Here is a 20,125-nt window from a genome sequence, read left to right as displayed (position 1 = left end):
ATACGGGACATAAAAGGACCTCCAAGTGCGATCAAAGTATCGCTTCTTGGCGTCCGCTCACGGGGAGCCAGATCAGTCAGCCGCATGGATGCGGCTGCCAAGCCTACAAGGACGTACTTGCGGCGTCCCCGCAGTCCGACACCGCCCCGCCAACCCACGCAATGCAGCTTTTGACGTTGCTTTGGCTGTTGCCTGAAAGCAGCGGGTGCAGGGCCGCAGGCCCTGCCGACCAACCCTATTCTTCGACCGGAAAATCCTCGATCGGCTTCAGCACGTCGTAGTGCTCGCGATGCAGCTTGCCCTTCAGTTCCGGCAGCTCCGGCAAGGGCACATCCACCCGTGTGTCCGGCAGCCGGTCCAGCAGATTGCGGACCAGGGTCAGGCGACCCAGCCGCTGGTCGTTGAAATCCACCAGCGTCCACGGCGCACCGTCGCGATGGGTCGCGCGCAGCATCGCCTCGCGCGCTTCGGTGTACGCGCTGTACTTGCTGCGCGACTTCAGGTCCACCGGCGACAGCTTCCACCCCTTCAACGGATCAAGATGGCGTTCGGCGAAACGCTTCTCCTGCTGCTCCTGGTCCACGCACAGCCAGTACTTGAACAGCAGGATGCCGTCATCCACCAGCAGCTGTTCGAATACAGGTGCCTGATGCAGGAACTGCTGGTACTCGGTCTCGCTGCAGTAGCCCATCACCCGTTCCACGCCCGCGCGGTTGTACCAGCTGCGGTCCATCAGCACGATCTCGCCGGCGGCCGGCAGATGCGTGGCGTAGCGCTGGAAATACCATTGCGTGGCTTCGCGGTCGGTGGGCTTGGGCAATGCCACCACCCTGCATTGGCGTGGATTGAGGTGCTGGCTGATGGCCTGGATCGCACCGCCCTTGCCGGCGGTATCACGTCCTTCGAACAGCACCAGCAGGCGTTGCCCGCTGTGCTGCACCCAGCGTGCCATCGCCGTCAGTTCCAGCTGCAGCGGTTGCAGCAGCTCGTCGTATTCCTTGCGCTTGAGCTTGGCCATCGTCATGCCACGCGGGAGGGAAGCCCGAGCGTAGCGCAGGGCGATGTCAGGGCGTGTTGACACCCTGCCAGCCCTGTTCGCGGGCCAGCTGCTGAAGCAGTGCGGACAGATCGCGCGCGAAGGCCGTCATGTCGAACAGGCCGCTGCGCTCGCGTGCCTGCGCCAGTTCGGCACGCAGGGCAGCCAGCGCGGCCGGGTCGTTGCCGAGTGCACTGGCGGTGGCGACGAAGGCCGCATCGTCGGCGACGTTCATGTGCTCCAGCCCCAGATGATGGTTGAGGCTGCCGGCCACGCGCGCGGCGAAGGTAGCGCCGGGGCAGGTCAGCACCGGGCAGCCCGCCCACAGTGCATCCGATGCGGTGGTGTGCGCGTTGTACGGGTTCGTATCCAGGAACAGGTCGGCCAGCTGATAGCGGGCCAGATACTGCGGATGCGGCAGCTTGGCCATGAACACCAGGCGCGCCGGATCCAGTCCTGCAGCCTTGGCGGCGGCACGCAGCCGTGCATCGGCCTGGCCGGGGCCGGACAGCAGCCACAGCACGCTGCCAGGTACTGCCTGCAGTACCGCGAACGCGCGGCCCATGCTGCGCGGGTTGAGTTTGTAACTGTTGTTGAAGCAGCAGAACACCGTGCCCTGCGCGGGCAGCCCACACGCCACGCGGTCCGGCGCCGGTTCCAGCACGCGGGTGTTGTCGGAGGGCTGGAACGCGCGCGGCAGGCGCAGCACGCGTTCGCTGTAGTGCGGTTCCAGCGAGGACGGCAGCGCGACGTCGTCAGCGATCACTGCATCCAGCCACGATGCACCGGAGGTGCCGGGGTAGGCCAGCCAGTTCAACTGCAGCGGGGCAGGGCGCATCGCCAGTACTTCCGGCGTGCCGCCACCGCCCCAGCCGCGCAGGTCCAGCAGCAGGTCGATGCCCTGTGCACGGATGCGCGCGGCCGTATCGGCGTGGCGCAATCCCACCACGTCATGCAGCCGGGTGGCGGCCTGCAGGCGTTGGCGGATGCGGCTGCCATCGTCCGCGTTGAGCGCGAACAGATGCAGTTGCAGGGCCGGGTCGCGGCTCATCTGCTCCAGCAGCGCCACCGTCAGCAATCCGGTGGGATGGGCGCCGAAGCCGTTGGAAAGGAAGCCCACGCGAAGTGGGCCTCGTTCGCGCACCTTCGCCGGCGGCAGTGGCCGCACCGATGCCGCCACCGCGGCGGCGCGTGCACGCGCGCAGGCCAGCTGTTCGGCCGCGCTGGCGTCTTCGCTGAGAAACGCGAAGGGTTCCACTACGCCCCGGCCGGACACCAGTGCACCGCGCACCTGATCGGCCAGCGCATCCACGTCCTGCCAATCGCACAGGCGACGCTGCCAGGCGAGGCGCTGTGCGGCGATATACGGCTCATCGGGCATCAGTGCATGTGCGCGGCGATAGGCCGCTGATGCACCTTCGGCATCGTTGGCATCTTCCAGCGCGTGCCCCAGCCACAACGCGATGCCCGGGTGCTCCGGTGCCAGCGCCGAGGCCTGGCCCAGCAGCGTAGCGGCATCGGCATGCGCTCCCGCCATCCACGCCACCCGGCCGAGCCGGGCAAGCGCTTCAGGATGATTGGGCCGCAGCTGCAGCGCGCGTCGCGCGGCCTGCTCACCGGCCGCGATATCGCCGGCTTCCAGTTCCAGGTCGGCCAGCATCACCCAGGCGACGAAGTCGCCGGGCTGGCGCGTGATCGCCTGCTGCAGTTGCTGCCGCTGCTGCCAGGCGGACATGCTGGTCAGCCCGCCGAAAGCTGGGCCAGGGCGTCGACCTGGTGCTCGTGGCTCAATCGCTGCAGCAGCGGATCGAGATCGCCGGCCAGTACGTTGGGCAGGTCGTACAGGGTCAGCCCTTCCACGCGGTGGTCGGTGATCCGGCCCTGCGGGAAGTTGTAGGTGCGGATGCGCTGGCTGCGGTCGCCGCTGCCAACCTGCAGGCGCCGTGATTCGGCCTGCGCCGCGTCGTGGCGCTGGCGCTCGGCATCCAGCAGCTGCGCCTTCAGGCGTTTCATCGCCTTGTCCCGGTTGGCGTGCTGGCTGCGTTCGGTCTGGCATTCCACCACCACGCCGCTGGGCACGTGGGTGATGCGGATCGCCGATTCGGTCTTGTTCACGTGCTGGCCGCCGGCGCCGGAGGAGCGGTAGGTATCAATCCTCAGGTCAGCCGGGTTGATGACGATCTCATCGACTTCGTCGGCTTCCGGGATGATCGCCACGGTGGCCGCCGAGGTGTGGATGCGGCCCTGCGATTCGGTGGCCGGCACGCGCTGCACGCGGTGGGTGCCCGATTCGAACTTCAGGCGCGAGAACGCGCCACGGCCGACTACGCGCGCCACCACTTCCTTGTAACCGCCATGTTCGCCGGGGTTGTCCGACTCGATCTCGACCTTCCAGCCCTGTCGCTCGGCGTAGCGGGCATACATGCGGAACAGGTCGCCAGCGAAGATCGCCGCCTCGTCGCCGCCGGTGCCGGCGCGCACTTCCAGGAACAGGTTGCCTTCATCGCGCGGGTCGCGCGGCACCAGCAGCAGTGCCAGCTCCTGCTCCAGGTCCTGCAGGCGGGCCTGGGCGGCAGCGATTTCCTCGTCGGCCAGTTCGCGCAGGTCCGGATCGGCACGCATGCTTTCGGCCGCCGCCAGGTCGGCCTTGGCACGCGCTTCATCGGCCAGCGCGGTGGCGATCGGTTCGAGCTGGGAAAACTCACGCGAAAGATCGCGGAAGCGCGCGTTGTTGGCGACCACCTCCGGTTCGGCGAGCAGACGTTCCAGTTCTTCGCGGCGCTCGGCCAGCGCTTCCAACTTACGGCGCAGGGTCGGCGTCATCGGTTCTCACAGGTGGGTGGTGGTAACCCGGCGCAGCCGGGAACAGGCGCTCGGCAGCGCGGGTCAGGTCGGCGTCGCCGCTGAGCGCGGCCGCGCGCAGGGCGGCGGTCGGCGGGTGCAGCAGGCGGTTGGTCAATCCGTGGGCAAGCAGTTCCAGCACTTCGTCGGCCGGCTTGCCGTTGGCCAGCTGCTGGCGCGCGCGCTCCAGCAGTTCGGCACGGGTGGCCTCGCCGAAAGCGCGCAGCTGCCGCAGCGGTGCCTGGTGGGCACTGGCCTGCAGGGTTTCGACGAAGCGCGAGACCTGCAGGTCGATGATGGTCTCCGCTTCGGCGGCCGCCTCGCGGCGGCTGCGGCGGTTGTCTTCCACCGCGCGCTCGAGGTCGTCCACGGTGTACAGGAACGCATCGTCGAGACTGGCAACGTCGGCCTCGATGTCGCGCGGCACGGCCAGGTCGAACAGCAGCATCGGCTTGTGCCGGCGTGCGCGCAGGGCGTTGGCCACTGCAGCACGGTGGATCACCGGTTCGCGGGCGGCGGTGGCCGAGAACACTACATCGGCCTCGGCCAGGTGACGCTCCAGTTCGGTCAGCGGCAGCGCCACACCGCCATGGCGGCTTGCCAGTTCCTGCGCATGGGCGAGGGTGCGGTTGGCGATCAGCAGCCGCCGCACCTTGCCTTCGCTGAGGTGGCGTGCGGCCAGTTCGATGGTCTCGCCCGCGCCGACCAGCAGCACGGTGGAATCGTCCAGGCGGGCAAAGGCGTTCTGTGCCAGGCGCACCGCCGCCGAGGCCACCGACACAGGGTTGGCCCCGACCTGGGTGTCGGTCCGCGCGCGCTTGGCCACCGAAAACGTCTGCTGGAACAGCCGGTCCAGGCGCTGGCCGAGCAGGCCGTGGTCGCGCGCGGTCGACCAGGCGTCCTTCACCTGGCCCAGGATCTGCGGCTCACCCAGCACCATCGAATCCAGCCCTGTCGCCACCCGGAACAGATGGCGAACGGCATCGGCATCGGCGTGCTGGTACAGGTAGCCCTGCAGGTCGCCGGCCTGGTTCTGCAGCCACTGGTCCAACGCCTGCGCGGACTCGGCCACGGCATACAGCTCGGTGCGGTTGCAGGTGGACAGCAGTACCGCCTCGGCGATCTGCGGGGTATCGCGCAGCGAACCGAGCGCGCGCGGCAACGCGTCACCGGCGAAGGCTGCGCGTTCGCGCAGTTCCACCGGTGCGGTCTGGTGATTCAGTCCGAGCACCCACAGGGTCATTGTTCAGTTGCTTGCGATAAGCTGCTGGCCATTGGACGACATTTTAAGGCCCCGATGCCGACGATGCCCGCATTGATTCGCATCCCCAGTGTTCTGCTGCTGTCCCTGGCCTGTGCGCAGGCCCTGGCGGCGGTGCCCGCCAAGGCCCCTGCACGGCCTGCGGTGACTGAGGAACTGGCGCTGGAGCCGGTACTGGCCGGCGAGTTCGCCCTGCAGGCGGGCAAGCTGGCCGAGGCCGCGCGCTGGTACCTGCAGGCCGCCCAGCAGACCGACGGCGACGCCGGCCTGGCCGAGCGGGCGACCCGCATCGCCATGCTGGCCAACGAGGATGATGCTGCGGCAAAGGGCCTGGCCCTGTGGCAGCAACGTGCGCCGCGCTCATTGGCGATGCGCAGCGCCGCCGGTGCGCTGGCGATGCGCCAAGGCGATGTGAAGGCTGCGCGCAGCGAGCTTCAGGCCTTGTTGCAGGACCCGGGGGATGAGGGCTGGAAGTTCGCCCTGGGCGCCTTGATCGGCGGTGGCCGCGATCCGGCCGTGCCGGCCCAGGTGCTGGGCGAGCTGGTCGATGCCAACGCCATTCCCCAGAAGATCGAGGCCTGGCAGGAGTTTGGACGCCTTGCGCTGCGCATGGAGAAGCCCGAGCTGGCACGGCGCATGATCGATGAGGTGGTCAAGCGCTTCCCCGAGGAGCCACGCGTGGCGTTGCTGCGCGCCAGCCAGCTGCAGCAGGCCGGCCAGACCGACCAGGCGCTGTCGCTGCTGCATGGGGTGGAGCCGAAGACCCGTCAGGACCCGGAGCTGCGCAACGCGGTGGCCATCGCCTATGACAGCCTCGGCCAGCCGGCAGCGGCCGAGCGCGTGCTGGCGGTCGGTCCCCAGGATGTGCAGACGTGGGGCATGCGCGCTTCGCTGCTGGCCAAGCAGGGCGACAAGGCCGCGCTGTCCAATCTGTACAACGAACTGTCGCGGCAGGCGGCCAAGCCGGACCCGGCGCAGCGCCTGTTGCTGGGCAAGATCGCCGAGTACCTCAAGCGCTACCCGGAGGCGGTCAACTGGTATCACAGCGTGCCTGGCGGCGATGAGCTGAATGAAGCGCGCCTGCGTGCGGCCAATGCGCAGGGGCTGGCCGGCCGGCAGTCGCTGGCGCTGGATGAGGTGCATGCCATCCAGTCCGATGCCGGGGTGGATGACGATGTGCGGCGCGATGCGTATCTGCTGGAAGCCGAGCTGCGCCAGCGCGCCGATGACCTTCCCGGCGAGATCGATGCACTGGCCCGTGGCCTGGCTGCGTATCCGGACGAGAACGGCCTGTTGTACGCCCGTGCGCTGGCCTGGGAGCGTCGCGACGACATCGCCCGCGCCGAGGCCGACCTGCGCAAGATCCTGGTGACCGAGCCGGAGAACGTACCGGCACTGAACGCACTGGGCTACACCCTGGCCGACCGTACTGGCCGTTACCAGGAAGCGCTCGAGCTGATCGACCGCGCACGCGTGGCCGAACCGGACAACGCCGCCATCGTCGACAGTTATGGCTGGGTGCTGTATCGCCTGGGGCGCAACGCCGACGCGCTGGTACAGCTGCGCCGCGCCTGGACGCTGGCCAAGGACCCGGAAATCGCCGCCCACGTGGGCGAGGTGCTGTGGGTGCTGGGCAAGCACGATGAAGCCCGTCACTTCTTCGAGGAAGCGGCCAGGCTCGACCCTGAGAACCGCGCGCTGCTGCGCGCCCGCGAGAAATTCAACCCATGAGTGTTTCCATGATCCGGCCCCTGCTGCTGGTGGCCGCGACCCTGGCCCTGAGTGCCTGCACCACCGTTGGCCGGCAGAAGACGCCGGCGCCAGCCGTTGTCACCACCGTTTCGGCCGAAGCGGCCGCCGCCGAGGCCGCGCGCGTGGACGCGCTGCGAGCGGCGTCGGAGTGGAATTTCCAGGGCCGGGTAGCGGTCAGCAAGGGCAAGGATGGTGGCAGCGGCCGCATCGACTGGAAGCAGGAAGGCCAACGGTATGTGGTTGAACTGAGCGCGCCGGTCACCCGCCAGAGCTGGAAACTGAGCGGTGATACCCATCATGAAGCCGGACGCCTGGAAGGGCTGGCCGGTGGTCCGCGCGAGGGTGAAGACGCGCAGGCCCTGCTGCTGGAGGCCACCGGCTGGGATATCCCGGTCAACCAGCTGCCCGACTGGGTACGCGGTCTGGTCGCTGGGGGCAGCGGCGGGCCGGAAAAGATCGATCGTGATGCAGATGGCCGCCCACGGCGGCTCCAGCAGATGGGCTGGGTGATCCAGTATCTGGACTGGTACCCGGCCGAAGCCGGGCGTCCGGCCCTGCCGCGCAGGGTCGAGGCAGTCAATGGCGACGCCAAGGTGCGCCTGCTGGTCGACCAGTGGGGACAGGGCGCGCCATGAAGGCGTCGGTGGATGACGCGGGCTGGTCCTGGTGGCCCGCCCCGGCCAAGCTGAACCTGTTCCTGCATATCACCGGCCGTCGTGCCGACGGTTACCACGAGCTGCAGACCGTGTTCCGCCTGCTCGACTGGGGTGACCGTATCGGCCTGCACCTGCGTGAAGACGGCCAGGTGCGGCGGCAGGGCGAGGGCCTGGCCGGCGTCGCCGAGGCGGATGACCTGGCGGTGCGTGCAGCGCTGCTGCTGAAAGAAGCGGCAAATGTCGAGCAAGGTGCCGACATCATCGTCGAAAAGCATGTTCCCGCAGGCGGTGGTTTCGGCGGTGGGTCGTCCGATGCGGCCACCGTGCTGGTGGCGCTGAACCGGCTCTGGGGCGCGGGGCTGGACGGCAACGCGCTGGCGGCGCTGGGCTTGCGCCTCGGCGCCGATGTGCCGGTATTCGTGCGTGGCCACAATGCTTGGGCCGAGGGGGTGGGCGAGCGGCTGCAGCCGATCACCCTGCCGCAGGCCTGGTATGTGGTGGTCGATCCGGGCGTTCATGTGCCGACCCCCGTCCTGTTCGCTGATCCGGATTTGACGCGCGACAGTCCACAGGCGAAAATAGAGGACTTCGCTTCCGGCACGCTGGTCGGGAACGTGTTCGAACCGGTGCTGCGCCGCCGTGAGCCTGCCGTCGAGGCGGTGCTTGCTGCGTTGAGCGACATCGGCACGGCACGGCTGACCGGTTCGGGAAGTGGTTGTTTCGTCGAGTTCGATTCGCAGGCTGCCGCCGAGCAGGGACGAGCGAAGTTGTCGAAGGAGTTGCGGGCAAGGGTGGCTGCGGGCGTTGCGCGTTCGCCACTGCTGGATGCACTCGAGCAACACTGATTCATCAATGCAGGGGCGTCGCCAAGAGGCCCAAGGCACCAGGTTTTGATCCTGGCATTCGGAGGTTCGAATCCTCCCGCCCCTGCCAATGCGGCTGCGTCCGCGCCTTCCAGCGCATCACCTGCGCGGGACGTGGGAACAGCCGCGGTGTTGTCAGCAGCAGGGGCCGAGGTGGTCCTTGCCGCTACCGGATCCCCGCCACTCGTCCCCGCCCGAGACAATCATGATGCAAGAGTCCCCGAACCTGCTGGTCTTTTCCGGCAACGCCAACAAACGTCTGGCGCAGAACATCTGCAAGGAACTGGGAGTGCGCCCGGGCAAGGCGCTGGTCTCGCACTTCTCCGATGGTGAAGTGCAGGTGGAGATCGAAGAGAACGTCCGCAAGCAGGACGTGTTCGTGATCCAGCCGACCTCGGCGCCGAGCGCGGAAAACCTGATGGAACTGCTGGTGCTGATCGACGCGCTCAAGCGCGCATCGGTGGCCAGCGTGACCGCCGTGGTGCCGTACTTCGGCTACTCGCGCCAGGATCGCCGCATGCGTTCCTCGCGCGTGCCGATCACTGCCAAGCTGGCGGCGAAGATGTTCAGCACCGCAGGCGCTGATCGCGTGCTGACCGTCGACCTGCACGCCGACCAGATCCAGGGTTTCTTCGATATTCCGGTCGACAACGTGTATGCCTCTCCGCTGCTGCTGGCCGACATCTGGCGCGCCTACGGCACCGAGAACCTGATCGTGGTGTCGCCGGACGTGGGCGGCGTGGTCCGCGCCCGTGCAGTGGCCAAGCGCCTGGATGACGCCGACCTGGCGATCATCGACAAGCGTCGTCCGCGCGCCAACGTCTCCACCGTGATGAACATCATCGGTGACGTCGAAGGCAAGACCTGCGTCATGGTCGATGACATCGTCGACACCGCCGGCACCCTGTGCGCCGCTGCTGCTGCCCTGAAGGCGCGCGGTGCGCTCAAGGTCGCCGCCTACTGCACCCACGCGGTGCTGTCGGGCCCGGCGGTGGACAACATCACCAACTCCCAGCTCGATGAGCTGGTGGTGACCGACACCATCCCGCTGAAGGACGCCGCGCGGGTGTGCAGCAAGATCCGCCAGCTGAGCGTGGCGGAAATGCTGGCCGAAACGATGCGCCGCATCGCCTTCGGCGAGTCGGTCAGCTCGCTGTACGTGGATTGATTTTTTCGTCCCCGCCGGCAACGGCAGGGACACACCGGGCGCTTCTGGTCGCGGAAGTGCCTTCAACCGCCAAGCCGCAAGGCAAGGCAACAACCGAGTAGTCGAAAATGTCGAAGACCCATGAAATCAAGGTCACCAAGCGTGAACTGCAGCGTAAGGGTGCGAGCCGCCGCCTGCGTCACGCTGGTGTGATCCCGGCGATCGTGTACGGCGGCAACGCCGAGCCGGTCGCCATCAGCCTGGACCACAACGAAATCTGGCTGGCCCAGCAGAACGAGTGGTTCTATGCCTCGATCCTGGACCTGAACCTGGACGGCCAGGTGCAGAAGGTGCTGCTGCGTGACATGCAGCGCCATCCGTACAAGCAGCTGATCATGCACCTGGACTTCCTGCGCGTGAACGAGAACGAGAAGCTGACCGCTTCGGTTCCGCTGCACTTCATCAACGAAGACGCCTCGTCGGCCGGCAAGGCTGCCGACGTCGTGGTCACCCACGAACTGAAGGAAGTGGCCATCAGCTGCCTGCCGAAGGACCTGCCGGAGTCGATCGAAGTCGACCTGGGCGAGCTGAAGGCTGGCGACGTGGTGTACCTGTCGGACATCAAGCTGCCGAAGGGCGTGGAAATTCCGGCGCTGGCGCTGGGCAAGGACCACGACGACGCCATCGTCACTGCCAAGCACGGCAAGCAGGACGCTGCCGACGCTGAAGAAGCAGCGGCCGAGTAATACCCCGCGGCGCCTGTCCTTCGGGGCAGGCGCCGTATCTGGATGGAACGATGGCAGGATTGCGACTGATCGTCGGTCTGGGCAACCCCGGATCGGAGCACGCCCGGACCCGGCACAATGCCGGGTTTCATTTCGTTGAGGCCCTGGCTGAAAAGGCCGGTGCGCGATGGAACGTGGACAGCAAGTTGTTTGGCGAGACCGCCAAGGTCGACATCGCTGGACAGACGGTGTGGCTGCTCAAGCCGGCCACCTTCATGAATCTCAGCGGCAAGTCGGTCACCGCCGCGCAGCGGTTCTGGAAGATCGAGCCGGAGGAAACCCTGCTGGCCCATGACGAACTGGACCTGGCGCCCGGCGTGGCGCGCTTGAAGTTCGACGGTGGCCACGGTGGCCAGAACGGCCTGCGTGACACCATCCGGTTGCTCGGCCACGGCAGGTTCCATCGCCTGCGCGTGGGCATCGGCCATCCCGGCCACAAGGACCGCGTGGTCGGCTGGGTGCTGGGACGTCCCTCCAAGGACGATGAAGTACTGATCTCGCGCGCCATCGACGATGCGATCGACGTGCTGCCGTTGGCGGTGCAGGGCGATTTCAGCGAAGCGATGAAGCGGCTGCACACCCCGAAATAAACGGTAGTGCCGGCCGCTGGCCGGCAACGGGTGCCAACCGGCCCCGGTAGGTGCCAACCTTGGTTGGCACAGATGTTGATCGACGACACCGAGATGGATTGGCCAAGCGGCGCGTGCGCTGTTTCACCAATCACTTTCACCCCAGAGAGCTGTCACCCATGGGTATCAAATGCGGCATCGTCGGCCTGCCCAACGTCGGCAAGTCGACCCTGTTCAACGCGCTGACCAAGGCGGGCATCGCCGCGGCGAACTTCCCGTTCTGCACCATCGAGCCCAACGTCGGCATCGTGCCGGTCCCGGATCCGCGCCTGAACGAGCTGGCGGCGATCATCAACCCGCAGAAGGTCATCCCGACCGCGGTCGAGTTCGTCGACATCGCCGGCCTGGTGGCCGGTGCGGCCAGCGGCGAAGGCCTGGGCAACAAGTTCCTCGCCCACATCCGCGAAGTGGATGCGATCACCCACGTGGTGCGCTGCTTCGAGAACGCTGACGTCATCCACGTCAACAACAAGGTCGACCCGATCTCGGACATCGACACCATCGACACCGAGCTGGCCCTGGCTGACCTGGACAGCGTGGAGAAGGCACTGAACCGCGCCGAGCGTGCGGCCAAGGGCGGTGACAAGGACGCAGCGGCACGCAAGCCGGTGCTGGCCAAGCTGCAGGCCGCGCTGGCCGATGGCAAGGCCGGCCGTTCGGCGGGCCTGGACGAGGAAGAGAAGGCGCTGGTGCGCGATCTGTTCCTGCTGACCCTCAAGCCGGTGATGTACATCGCCAACGTGCTGGAAGACGGTTTCGAGAACAACCCGCACCTGGACGCCGTGCGCGCCCGTGCCGCCGAAGAAGGCGCACAAGTGGTGCCGGTGTCGGCGGCGATCGAAGAAGAACTGTCGCAGCTGGATGACGAAGACCGCGATACCTTCCTGGCCGACCTCGGCCTGACCGAGCCGGGCCTGAACCGCGTGATCAACGCGGCCTACAGCCTGCTCGGCCTGCAGACCTACTTCACCGCAGGTGTAAAGGAAGTCCGGGCGTGGACCGTGCGCAAGGGCGCCACCGCGCCGCAGGCTGCCGCGGTCATCCACACCGACTTCGAGAAGGGCTTCATCCGCGCTGAAACCATCGCGTATGAGGACTTCATCAAGTACAAGGGCGAAGCCGGCGCCAAGGAAGCCGGTCGCCTGCGCCTGGAAGGCAAGGAATACCGCGTGCAGGAAGGTGACATCCTGCATTTCCGCTTCAACGTCTGATCGACGGCGCAGCGCAGTGATTGTCCACAGGACCCCGCAATGCGGGGTCTTGTTGTATCGGGCGCCTGTCAGAAGGGGGCGCACGAGCAGTGCCGCTGCGCGCTTCTGCTGCGGAAGCGCCAGCGCAGTGCTGCCGGTGACCGTGGACAGAAATTCACCACGCCTTGAAACGCTTGCCGTGCAGGGCTCGCAGCTACTTGTCCACATCAAACCCCCACGGCTTTCCACGTGGCGTGTGGAAAACCGACGAGGCCGCTGGACAAAAAACAGCCACGCCCTGAAACGCTTGCGGCATAACGTTCAAGCCGGGTTGTCCACATCAAGTCCGCAGCGCTTTCCACCTGCTGTGTGGAAAACATGTACCTGCCGGCGCGGTGGATTGGGTGGATAAAAAATCACCAGCGCCGAAAACGCTTGTCGTGCGTGGCTCATGGCCACTTGTCCACATCCAACCCCCATCGATTTCCACGCGTGGTGTGGAAAACAACAAGGGGTCCGACGACGCATCGCCGGACCCCTCGCTGGGATCACCCGTCGCAGCGCTTACCAGCGGTAAGAGACGCCCAGCTGACCGCTGGTATCGCCGAAGCCCATGCCGCCGGTCTGGTGGCTGATCTCACCCCAGCCGCGCCAGCCACCCGACAGATTCACCTGCACGCCGGCCTTGGCTTCGTAGATGTCACGCGGCAACTGCCGGCGCAGGCGTTCTCCGTCCACCGCGATGGTCGCGTCGTTGCCACCGGACCACCAGTTCACCGCGACGAACGGCTGTACCTGCCCCTGGCGCTGCGTCAGCGAACGCGTGTACAGGCGCAGTCCCACACGCGTGGTGGTGCTGTCCTTGCCGCGCCCTTCAACCACCGTGCCGTTGGCCTCGACCACGCGGTCGGCGTCGTAGCGGCTGTGGATCACCTGCAGCTGTGGCTCCAGGTAGAGCCCGCGCTGTGCCGTACGCTGCACGGGCAGCACATAGCCTGCCTCGGCCGAACCGGTCCAGCTGTGCGAACGATAGTGCTCCTTCTGCAGCCCTTCGCCCTGCACGCTGTTGCGGAATCGCCCGTACTGCAGCCAGCCGTCCACATACGCACCATGCTCCATCCGCGCGTCCTGCAACCAGGTCGCATACAGGCCCAGGCTGTTGCCGTTGACCACACCGTGCGCGGTGTAACCGGTCACCTGCGAGCGACTGTCATTGCGCGCCCGGCCGTGGCCGGCCATCACACCTGCCTGCAGCTGGCCGCCGGCATTGGCTTCGAAGCGACGACCGACGCCCAGCAGCACGCTGTTGAGCTCGCTGTCCACGTCCACCTGGTGGCCGCGGCTGCCGGGCGCGCTGCTGCGCACCTGTGCCCATGCAATGGCGTCACTGCCACCATCGATCGCCTCGGCAGGATCGCCGCTGCGGTCGTACAGGCTGTGCCGGAACATGCCAAGCGCACTGCTCTGGTTGGCCATGTACACCGCCGGTTCCGGACGCTCCACGCGCGGCGGTGCCGGCGGCAGCGGCGGATCGACGGGCGGAACTACCGGCGGATCGATCGGCGGAGCAGGCGGATCGATCGGCGGAGTCGGCGGGTCAATCGGCGGATCGGGCGGTTCCGGCGGGTCGACCGGCGGGACGTATTCCGAGCGCAGGTACCAGTTGCCGTCATCCGGCGTGGAGACGCCGCCCTTGTACAGGAAGTAGTCGTAAGCGCCGGCCACCGCGCGTCCCTGCAGCGAGAACTGCGCATCGGACTGGCCGCCCACGCTGATCAGGCGGATGCCTTCGCTGGTCAGGGCACCGGCGCCCCCGGCGTTGCGCACGCTGACGGAGGCGGTGCCACTGCTGTTGCCCTGGATCACCAGCTGGTCACCGAGCGAGGCATCGTCGCCCAGCGCGCGGTTGAACAGCCAGTGGCCATCGTTGCCGACATAGTCGCCGGTGACGGTCAGGGTCTTGAAGTCGCCGGTGATGGGGGCGACGAAGGCGATGGTACCGGCATGGTCCAGCGAGCCGACGCTGGAACTGGAACGCACGTTCCATTGGCTGCTGCCGTCCATCGACAGCTGCGCGACCTGGTAGCCCGAGTCGTTGCGCAGCGCGCCGTTGAACACGGTGCCGTTGCGCAGCGTCATCTGCACGTTGGCGGTGGCGCTGTCGACCACCACATCGCCGGCCAGGCGGCTGTTGTCGGCAGTGAAGAGAATGTCTGCGGTGGCGACCGAGCTTCCGTCGGTGAACACCGTGTCGCTCACCCGCAGCAGGCGGCCACCGTCGAGGTTGCCCTGCTGGCGCGCGATGACATCGGTGTTGTTGAGCGTCAGCTCGTGGTTGCTGCCCTGCAGCCACAACGCGGGGCCGTCCTGGGTCTGCAGGGAGCTGTTGTTGAACACCAGGCGGTCCCAGTACGGCCCGAACACGGTGATGTAGGAGCGATAGGCCCCCGAATTCGTGCCCTGCGCATGGATGCTCAGGTTGTCGGCGGTGAGCTTGGCCGTGTTCATCTGCACGATGCCGAACGAGGATGCACCCAGCGTGGTGATCGAGCCTCCGTCCAGCTGCGCATCGGCCGTGCTGCCGCCAAGGAAGACGCCGCCGCCGCCGGTGCCGTAAGTGGTGATGTCCAGGTTCTTGGCGCGGATGCGCGAGTAGGGCGTCGGTGGATTGCTGCCCGAGGCACGCAGGCCGTAGACACCATCGCCGTGGGTATCGATGCTGCCGCCGGTGATCGTGGCGGTACCACCCCAGACGTCCACGCCATGGCCGTAGCCGTTGTCGCCATAGGTGCTGATCGTGGTATCGGTGAGGTCGGCCAGCGAGTCCGCGCCGGACAGCCAGATACCGGAATAGCCGTCGCGTACGGTGAAGCGGGCACCGTTGGTGGTCAGCCTGGCCCAGCTGTTGACGTTGACGCCGTAACCGCCGACGGTCTCGAAACGGCCGCCGGTGATATCGGCGGTGGAGTACACGCGGTTGCCACTGTTGCCGAGCAGGCGGATGCTGCTGCCGCTGCTGCTGGCACTGCCACCCACGATCTGCAGCGTGCCACCGTTGTCGATGTCGAAGTAGCCGTTGACCACGTCCACGTCGCGCAGCGACAGCACGCTGCCGCTGCCGTCGGAGGACAAACGGCCGCTGTAGCCGCTGCTGGCTTCGGCGAAGGTCATCTTCAGCGATTCCAGCGACAGCAGTGCGCCTCCCTCGGCGTACACCGCACTGTTGGCACCGCCGTTGATCTCCGTACCGGCCACGTGCAGCTCGCTACCACGCCCAGTGGAATACAGCGCGTGCCCACCGCTGCTGACACGGCCACCGTTCAACCACACCTTGCCGCCGCCGGTGGCGTTGACCGTGCCGTAGCCGGAGCCGTTGCGGAAGGCATCGATGATGAGATTGTTGGCGCGGATCACGCTGCCCGCACCGCTGGCGTTCAGCGCATAGCCGACGCTGGCGCTGCCGTTGCCGAGCTGCAGCAGGCCGCCTTCAAGCAGGACGCTGCCCCCGGCACTGGCAAGGATGCCACTGCCTCCGCCGGTGATCGAGATGCGGCTGCCATCGATCGTAGCGCTGCTGCCGGCACCACTGGCCTCCAGCGCGTAGCCGCTGGCGCTGTGCTGCAGGGTGTCGTCGGCACCCAGCTGCAGGCTGCCACCGTCGGTAACCTTCAACGGGCCCTGCAGTTCGGCCGCATGCACGGGCAGGGCGGCCCACAGGGCGCTGGCCAGCAGGCTGGGAATCAGGGGAAGGCGTGCCACGCGCGCGCAGGCGGGCGCACGGCGGCGCCGTGGGGGAGAGGCGTTCATGCTGTTGGATTCCTGTGGCAGGGCGCAGCACGGCTGCGCGATCTGGCGCGGCAGGGCCGCGTCGCTGTGGAAACCGCGTGCGATGGCCGCTGCAGGCGCCATCCGGTTTCCCTCCCGCCGGTAAGGCGATGGCGACGGGAAATCGTCACCGTGGCGGGATGCATCCAGACTAGAAATCAGCCCCGTCCTATGGAATCAGGCGTTTCCTAAAGCACTTCGTGCCCGGCGCATGGGCCGGGCACGGTTCAGCGTTGTGGACGCCTCAGGCAAACAACGAGGCCTGCAGGCAGTACTCGATCAGCGCCTGGTCGCTGTCCACGCCCAGTTTGCGCATCGCGCTGATCTTCTGGGTGCTGACCGTCTTCGCGCTGCGCTGCAGTTGGCGGGCGATGTCGCCCACGCTCATGCCGCCGGTGAACAGGCGGATCACTTCCAGTTCCCGTGGAGAAAGGCGTGCCAGCACCACGGCGGCATCGGCCGGTTCCGCCGCGGCAACCGGCATCAGTCCGGGCGGGCGATAGATGCGGTCGGCCAGCACCGTGCGCAGCGCCTGTACGAGGCTGCCCAGGCCGTGGCTCTTGAGCACCACGCCGCCAGCGCCAGCGGCGTACATCGCCGCCACCAGCGAAGGATTGGAGACCATCGTCAATACCAGTACATGCGTGCCCGGGAAGCTGCGGCGCAGGAACGAGATCAGCTTGATGCCATCGCCGAAGCTGTCACCACCGGGCATGCTGTAATCGGTGATCACCGCATGCGGCTGGGTGCTCGTCATCAGCTCGATCAGTGTCACCGGATCGGCGGCCTCGCCGACCACGTCCAGGTCCAGCTCGCCTGCCAGCACATCGCGGATGCCGGCAAGCACGATCGGGTGGTCGTCAGCGATGAGGATGCGGGTGGTCATGGCAGTGTGGGCTTACGGAGAGGTGAGGGGGCGGCGACGTGCACCAATGGTTCCAGCAGCCGCTGCAGGCGCCGTTGGAAATGGCCGAGCGCCCCGGCCAGGGCTGGTAGCGCGTCGCCATCGCCGAGCTGTTGCTCGATCTGTTGGCCGTGCGCCACCAGTGCCGGTGCGCCGACGATCACCAGTGCGCCGCGGATGCGGTGCAGCACCTGTGCCACGCGTTCGGGCGAGGCATCGCCGATCGCCCGCTGCAGGCTGTCCAGGTCGGCCTGCATGGTCTGCACGAACAACGCCTGCATCTTTTCCGGAACCTGCAGGGGAGCATCGGCCAGTTCGTCGATGAGTTCGCTGTGCGGCCCGGCCGCGACCTGGGTCAGCAGGCGCTGCAGTGCTGCCAGGGTGATCGGCTTGACCAGCACTCCCTGCATGCCTGCCTCGTGGCAGCGTTGCCGTTCGGCCGGATCGGCGTTGGCGGTTGCGCCATGGATCGGAACGCCAACCCCACGCGCGCGCAGTGCACGGGCCAGGCCGTAACCGTCCAGTCCTGGCATGTTGAGATCGGTCAACACCAGGGCGAAAGGACGCTGCGGCCAATAGCGCAGCGCTTCATTGCCGTCGCTGGCGACCACGGCGTGGCAGCCGAGCTGCTCCAGCTGGTCACGCAGGATCGCCTGGTTGATCGGGTTGTCTTCGGCGACAAGTACCTGCAGCCCGAACCTGCGTGTTGCGGGCAGACGCCCGTTGACCTCGGCGGGCAGCGCTCGCCCGGCCGCGGCCGCTACCGCCATCACGATCGCATCCAGGCGATGCACGCCGACCTGCCAATGTCCCTGCACCTGTTGCGGCTGCATTCCGCCTTCGCGGCAGGCCACCACCTGCGGGCCATTCCACGCAGGCGCGCCCTCGTCCAGCACAAGGTCGAGCATCACCATGCCAGGGTCGACAAGCAGCGGCGCATCGTCGCGGTACACGCTGGCCTGTGCGCCACGCTGCTGCAGCCGATCGCATATCGATTGTGCAAACTCGCGGACGCTGCCGCGAACCTGCACCGGCAGCCCTGCCGGCAACTGCGGTGAAGCCGCCTGCAGTGGGTCGGGCGTTGCCTCAGGCAGCGGCAGTTCGACCGAGAAACTGCTGCCCAGGCCGCTTTCGCTGACCACCCGCAGGTGGCCGTCCATCATCGCGGTCAGGTGTGCGCAGATCGCCAGGCCCAGTCCGGTGCCACGCATGGCATCGGTGCCCGGGTTGGCCTGGAAGAAGGGTTCGAACAGATGTGCCTGGTGCTCGCTGGCGATGCCGATGCCGGTATCGGCCACCTGCCAGCGCAGCCAGCAGCGATCATCGACGTGCTGCGCACCCAGGCGCACCACGACCCGACCGCTGTCGGTGAACTTCAGCGCATTGCTGATCAGGTTGTTGAGGATCTGGCGGATGCGCGCGGCATCACCGTTGACCGCAGCCGGCACGTCCGGGTCGATGCAGGCGTAGAACTGCAGGCCCTTGTGTGCGGCGGCTGCGGCGTAGGAGTCCAGTGCGTCCTCGGTCAACCGCACCGGATCGAACGCGCCGGGTTCCAGGCTCAGCTGGTCGGCCTCGGCCTTGCTGACATCCAGGATGTCGCTGATCAGCTGCATCAAGGTCGATGACGAGCGCTGGATCGTGTCCAGATAGTCCTGCTGGCGCGCATCCAGCGGGGTCAGGCCAAGCAGCTCCAGCGTGCCGAGCACGCCGTACAGCGGGGTGCGTATCTCATGGCTCATGGTGGCCAGGAACTGGCTTTTGGCCCGGTTGGCCTGGTCGGCCGCACGCCGTGCCTGCTGCAGCACCTGCTCGGCCTCGTGCTGGCTGCTGAGATCGATGAACAGGCACAGTACAGCGGGTTCGCCGCGATAGCGCGCGGGCGTGGCGGTGATCAGCAGGTGGCGGTTGTCCGGCGTGGTGTAGGCCATGCCGTCACCTGCAGTAGTGCCGCCGGCGGCGAGCACGCTGCGTCGCCAGGGCCCGTGCCAGCCACCCTCGGCGTGGTCTTCCCCCAGCCACTGGCGCGCCAGCGCGTTGTCCAGCAGCACGCGGCCATCGGTACGGCGCAGCAGGCACAATCCGATCGGTGCGTTGTCGAGGATGGTTCGGCTGAAGGCTTCGCTTTCCAGCAACCGCGCATGGTTGCGGCGCAATGGCTCGATCACCGAGCGCCGGTAGGCGCGCAGGATCAGCACGCCCCCGGTGGCCAGCAGCAGTGCCACCACCATGCTGCCCAGCAGGGGCCCGCGCGGGTGCTGGAACACCTGTTGCCAGCCCACGTGATACACCGCCAGCCAGCCGTGTTCGCTGCGCATGCGGAACAGCAGGCCGTCCAGTCCCGCGCGCCACGACGTAGCGGCGCGGCTGGCATCGCTGGCATCACCGAGCAGCAGGCGGCCGTTGCCATCGAACAGTGACATCCGTTCGAACACCGGCGTACCCATCACCTGGCGGTAGTCATCGACGCGGCCGGGATCCAGCAGGCAGGCCACGGCGGCCAGTGACTCGTCCTCGTTCTCGCCCCACAGGCGGGCATCCTGCGGCGCGTGCGCGATGGCAAGCAGCCGGGTCTGGCCTTCGCGCCAGGCCACCGGTGTCCAGACCACGCTGCCGCGGCGCAGCGCTGGACGTTCGCGCAGCACCTGGTGGATGGCGGCCAGTGCCGGCTGCAGGTGATGCGGGCTGCTCTGGCCCGGATCACCACGCGTTGTCTGGATCGGCGCAAGCAGGCCACGGCGGCCCTGGCCATCGACCAGCAGGCATTGCGGAGGCGGAAACCGGGACGCCGCCCAGAAAGCGCCGTAGAAGCGCAGGAAGCGATCGCCCAGTTCGTCCGCTGCCTGTGCCGAAGCGCCGCTGTCGGCACCGATCCGGGCGAAACTGGCGAACAAGGGGCTGGGCGGCGCACGCGAGGCAGATTCGTCCACTGGCTGCCCGCGACTGCCCACGTCATGCAGGCGCCATTGCCGCAGGAAGCGGTCCTGTTCCTGCAGCGTGCCGTCCAGGCGACGGAAGTGATAGCGGATCTTGCTCTGTTCTTCGTTGAACAGCTGGCTGCCGGTGGACAGCAGCAGGCCGGCCTGCAGGGTTGCCAGCACCACCACGCCAATCAGCAGGGCATGTACGCGCAGGGAGCGGCGGGCGAGTCGGCGTACGGGAGCGGCCTCGGCCGGCATGGGCAGGTCTCGGAGCAGTAGGCGGTCGATGGCGGCCCGAAGGGCCCGGGGCACGGC

Annotated in this window: 14 protein-coding genes and 1 tRNA gene; 8 read left to right on the top strand and 7 right to left on the bottom strand. The window is 67.4% G+C overall.

From position 1 onward, the window contains the following. Positions 1-235: 235 nt before the first annotated feature. From ppk2 to hemA, 4 genes are read right to left on the bottom strand one after another with little or no spacing between them, the layout of a single operon-like run. On the bottom strand, positions 236-1,018 hold the full coding sequence (gene ppk2, locus ACUXVE_RS17260) for a polyphosphate kinase 2 (RefSeq protein WP_445514857.1): 783 nt from the start codon (positions 1,016-1,018) through the stop codon (positions 236-238). Between the two features lie 46 nt (positions 1,019-1,064). After that, on the bottom strand, positions 1,065-2,771 hold the full coding sequence (locus tag ACUXVE_RS17255) for an O-linked N-acetylglucosamine transferase, SPINDLY family protein (protein ID WP_222390609.1): 1,707 nt from the start codon (positions 2,769-2,771) through the stop codon (positions 1,065-1,067). 5 nt (positions 2,772-2,776) lie between these two features. Further along, the gene (gene prfA / locus ACUXVE_RS17250) at positions 2,777-3,859 is read right to left on the bottom strand and encodes a peptide chain release factor 1 (RefSeq protein WP_132825879.1); all 1,083 of its coding nucleotides are present in this window, start codon (positions 3,857-3,859) and stop codon (positions 2,777-2,779) included. Beyond that, positions 3,837-5,120, bottom strand: a complete 1,284-nt coding sequence (gene hemA / locus ACUXVE_RS17245) for a glutamyl-tRNA reductase (RefSeq protein WP_222390606.1) — start codon at positions 5,118-5,120, stop codon at positions 3,837-3,839. The genes prfA and hemA overlap by 23 nt, the downstream gene beginning before the upstream one ends. Before the next feature lie 63 nt (positions 5,121-5,183). Between hemA and ACUXVE_RS17240 the strand changes: the two genes are divergently transcribed. From ACUXVE_RS17240 to ychF, 8 genes are all read left to right on the top strand, one after another. Beyond that, on the top strand, positions 5,184-6,869 hold the full coding sequence (locus tag ACUXVE_RS17240) for a tetratricopeptide repeat protein (RefSeq protein WP_222390603.1): 1,686 nt from the start codon (positions 5,184-5,186) through the stop codon (positions 6,867-6,869). Further along, the gene (gene lolB, locus ACUXVE_RS17235; protein ID WP_445514856.1) at positions 6,866-7,525 is read left to right on the top strand and encodes a lipoprotein insertase outer membrane protein LolB; all 660 of its coding nucleotides are present in this window, start codon (positions 6,866-6,868) and stop codon (positions 7,523-7,525) included. The genes ACUXVE_RS17240 and lolB overlap by 4 nt, the downstream gene beginning before the upstream one ends. After that, complete coding sequence (gene ispE / locus ACUXVE_RS17230) at positions 7,522-8,391, top strand: 4-(cytidine 5'-diphospho)-2-C-methyl-D-erythritol kinase (RefSeq protein ID WP_093818986.1); 870 nt, start codon at positions 7,522-7,524, stop codon at positions 8,389-8,391. The genes lolB and ispE overlap by 4 nt, the downstream gene beginning before the upstream one ends. Before the next feature lie 11 nt (positions 8,392-8,402). Continuing rightward, a tRNA-Gln gene (locus tag ACUXVE_RS17225) sits at positions 8,403-8,479 on the top strand. A 138-nt stretch (positions 8,480-8,617) separates the two neighbouring features. Further along, on the top strand, positions 8,618-9,577 hold the full coding sequence (locus ACUXVE_RS17220; RefSeq protein WP_025879147.1) for a ribose-phosphate diphosphokinase: 960 nt from the start codon (positions 8,618-8,620) through the stop codon (positions 9,575-9,577). A 107-nt stretch (positions 9,578-9,684) separates the two neighbouring features. Then, positions 9,685-10,302 (top strand): 50S ribosomal protein L25/general stress protein Ctc, encoded by a 618-nt coding sequence (locus ACUXVE_RS17215; RefSeq protein WP_222390596.1) that lies wholly within the window; start codon positions 9,685-9,687, stop codon positions 10,300-10,302. Between the two features lie 50 nt (positions 10,303-10,352). Continuing rightward, positions 10,353-10,931: an aminoacyl-tRNA hydrolase gene (gene pth / locus ACUXVE_RS17210; protein WP_093818987.1), complete on the top strand. Its 579-nt coding sequence runs from the start codon at positions 10,353-10,355 to the stop codon at positions 10,929-10,931. A 158-nt stretch (positions 10,932-11,089) separates the two neighbouring features. Beyond that, complete coding sequence (ychF, locus tag ACUXVE_RS17205) at positions 11,090-12,181, top strand: redox-regulated ATPase YchF (protein WP_093818988.1); 1,092 nt, start codon at positions 11,090-11,092, stop codon at positions 12,179-12,181. A gap of 543 nt (positions 12,182-12,724) precedes the next feature. Here the strand turns inward: ychF and ACUXVE_RS17200 are convergent. The 3 genes from ACUXVE_RS17200 to ACUXVE_RS17190 form a co-directional block, all read right to left on the bottom strand. After that, the gene (locus ACUXVE_RS17200) at positions 12,725-15,967 is read right to left on the bottom strand and encodes an autotransporter family protein (protein WP_445514855.1); all 3,243 of its coding nucleotides are present in this window, start codon (positions 15,965-15,967) and stop codon (positions 12,725-12,727) included. Between the two features lie 262 nt (positions 15,968-16,229). Next, a complete protein-coding gene (locus tag ACUXVE_RS17195) occupies positions 16,230-16,871 on the bottom strand; it encodes a response regulator (RefSeq protein ID WP_445514854.1) in 642 nt (213 codons plus the stop codon). Continuing rightward, the gene (locus tag ACUXVE_RS17190; protein WP_445514853.1) at positions 16,868-20,068 is read right to left on the bottom strand and encodes an ATP-binding protein; all 3,201 of its coding nucleotides are present in this window, start codon (positions 20,066-20,068) and stop codon (positions 16,868-16,870) included. Before ACUXVE_RS17190 ends, ACUXVE_RS17195 begins: the two co-directional genes overlap by 4 nt. Between the last annotated feature and the right edge of the window lie 57 nt (positions 20,069-20,125).

This window comes from Stenotrophomonas sp. 3(2025) (genome assembly GCF_052665395.1).
The sequence above is the reverse complement of the archived record's forward strand: the minus strand, read 5'-3'. Positions and strand labels throughout refer to the sequence as shown.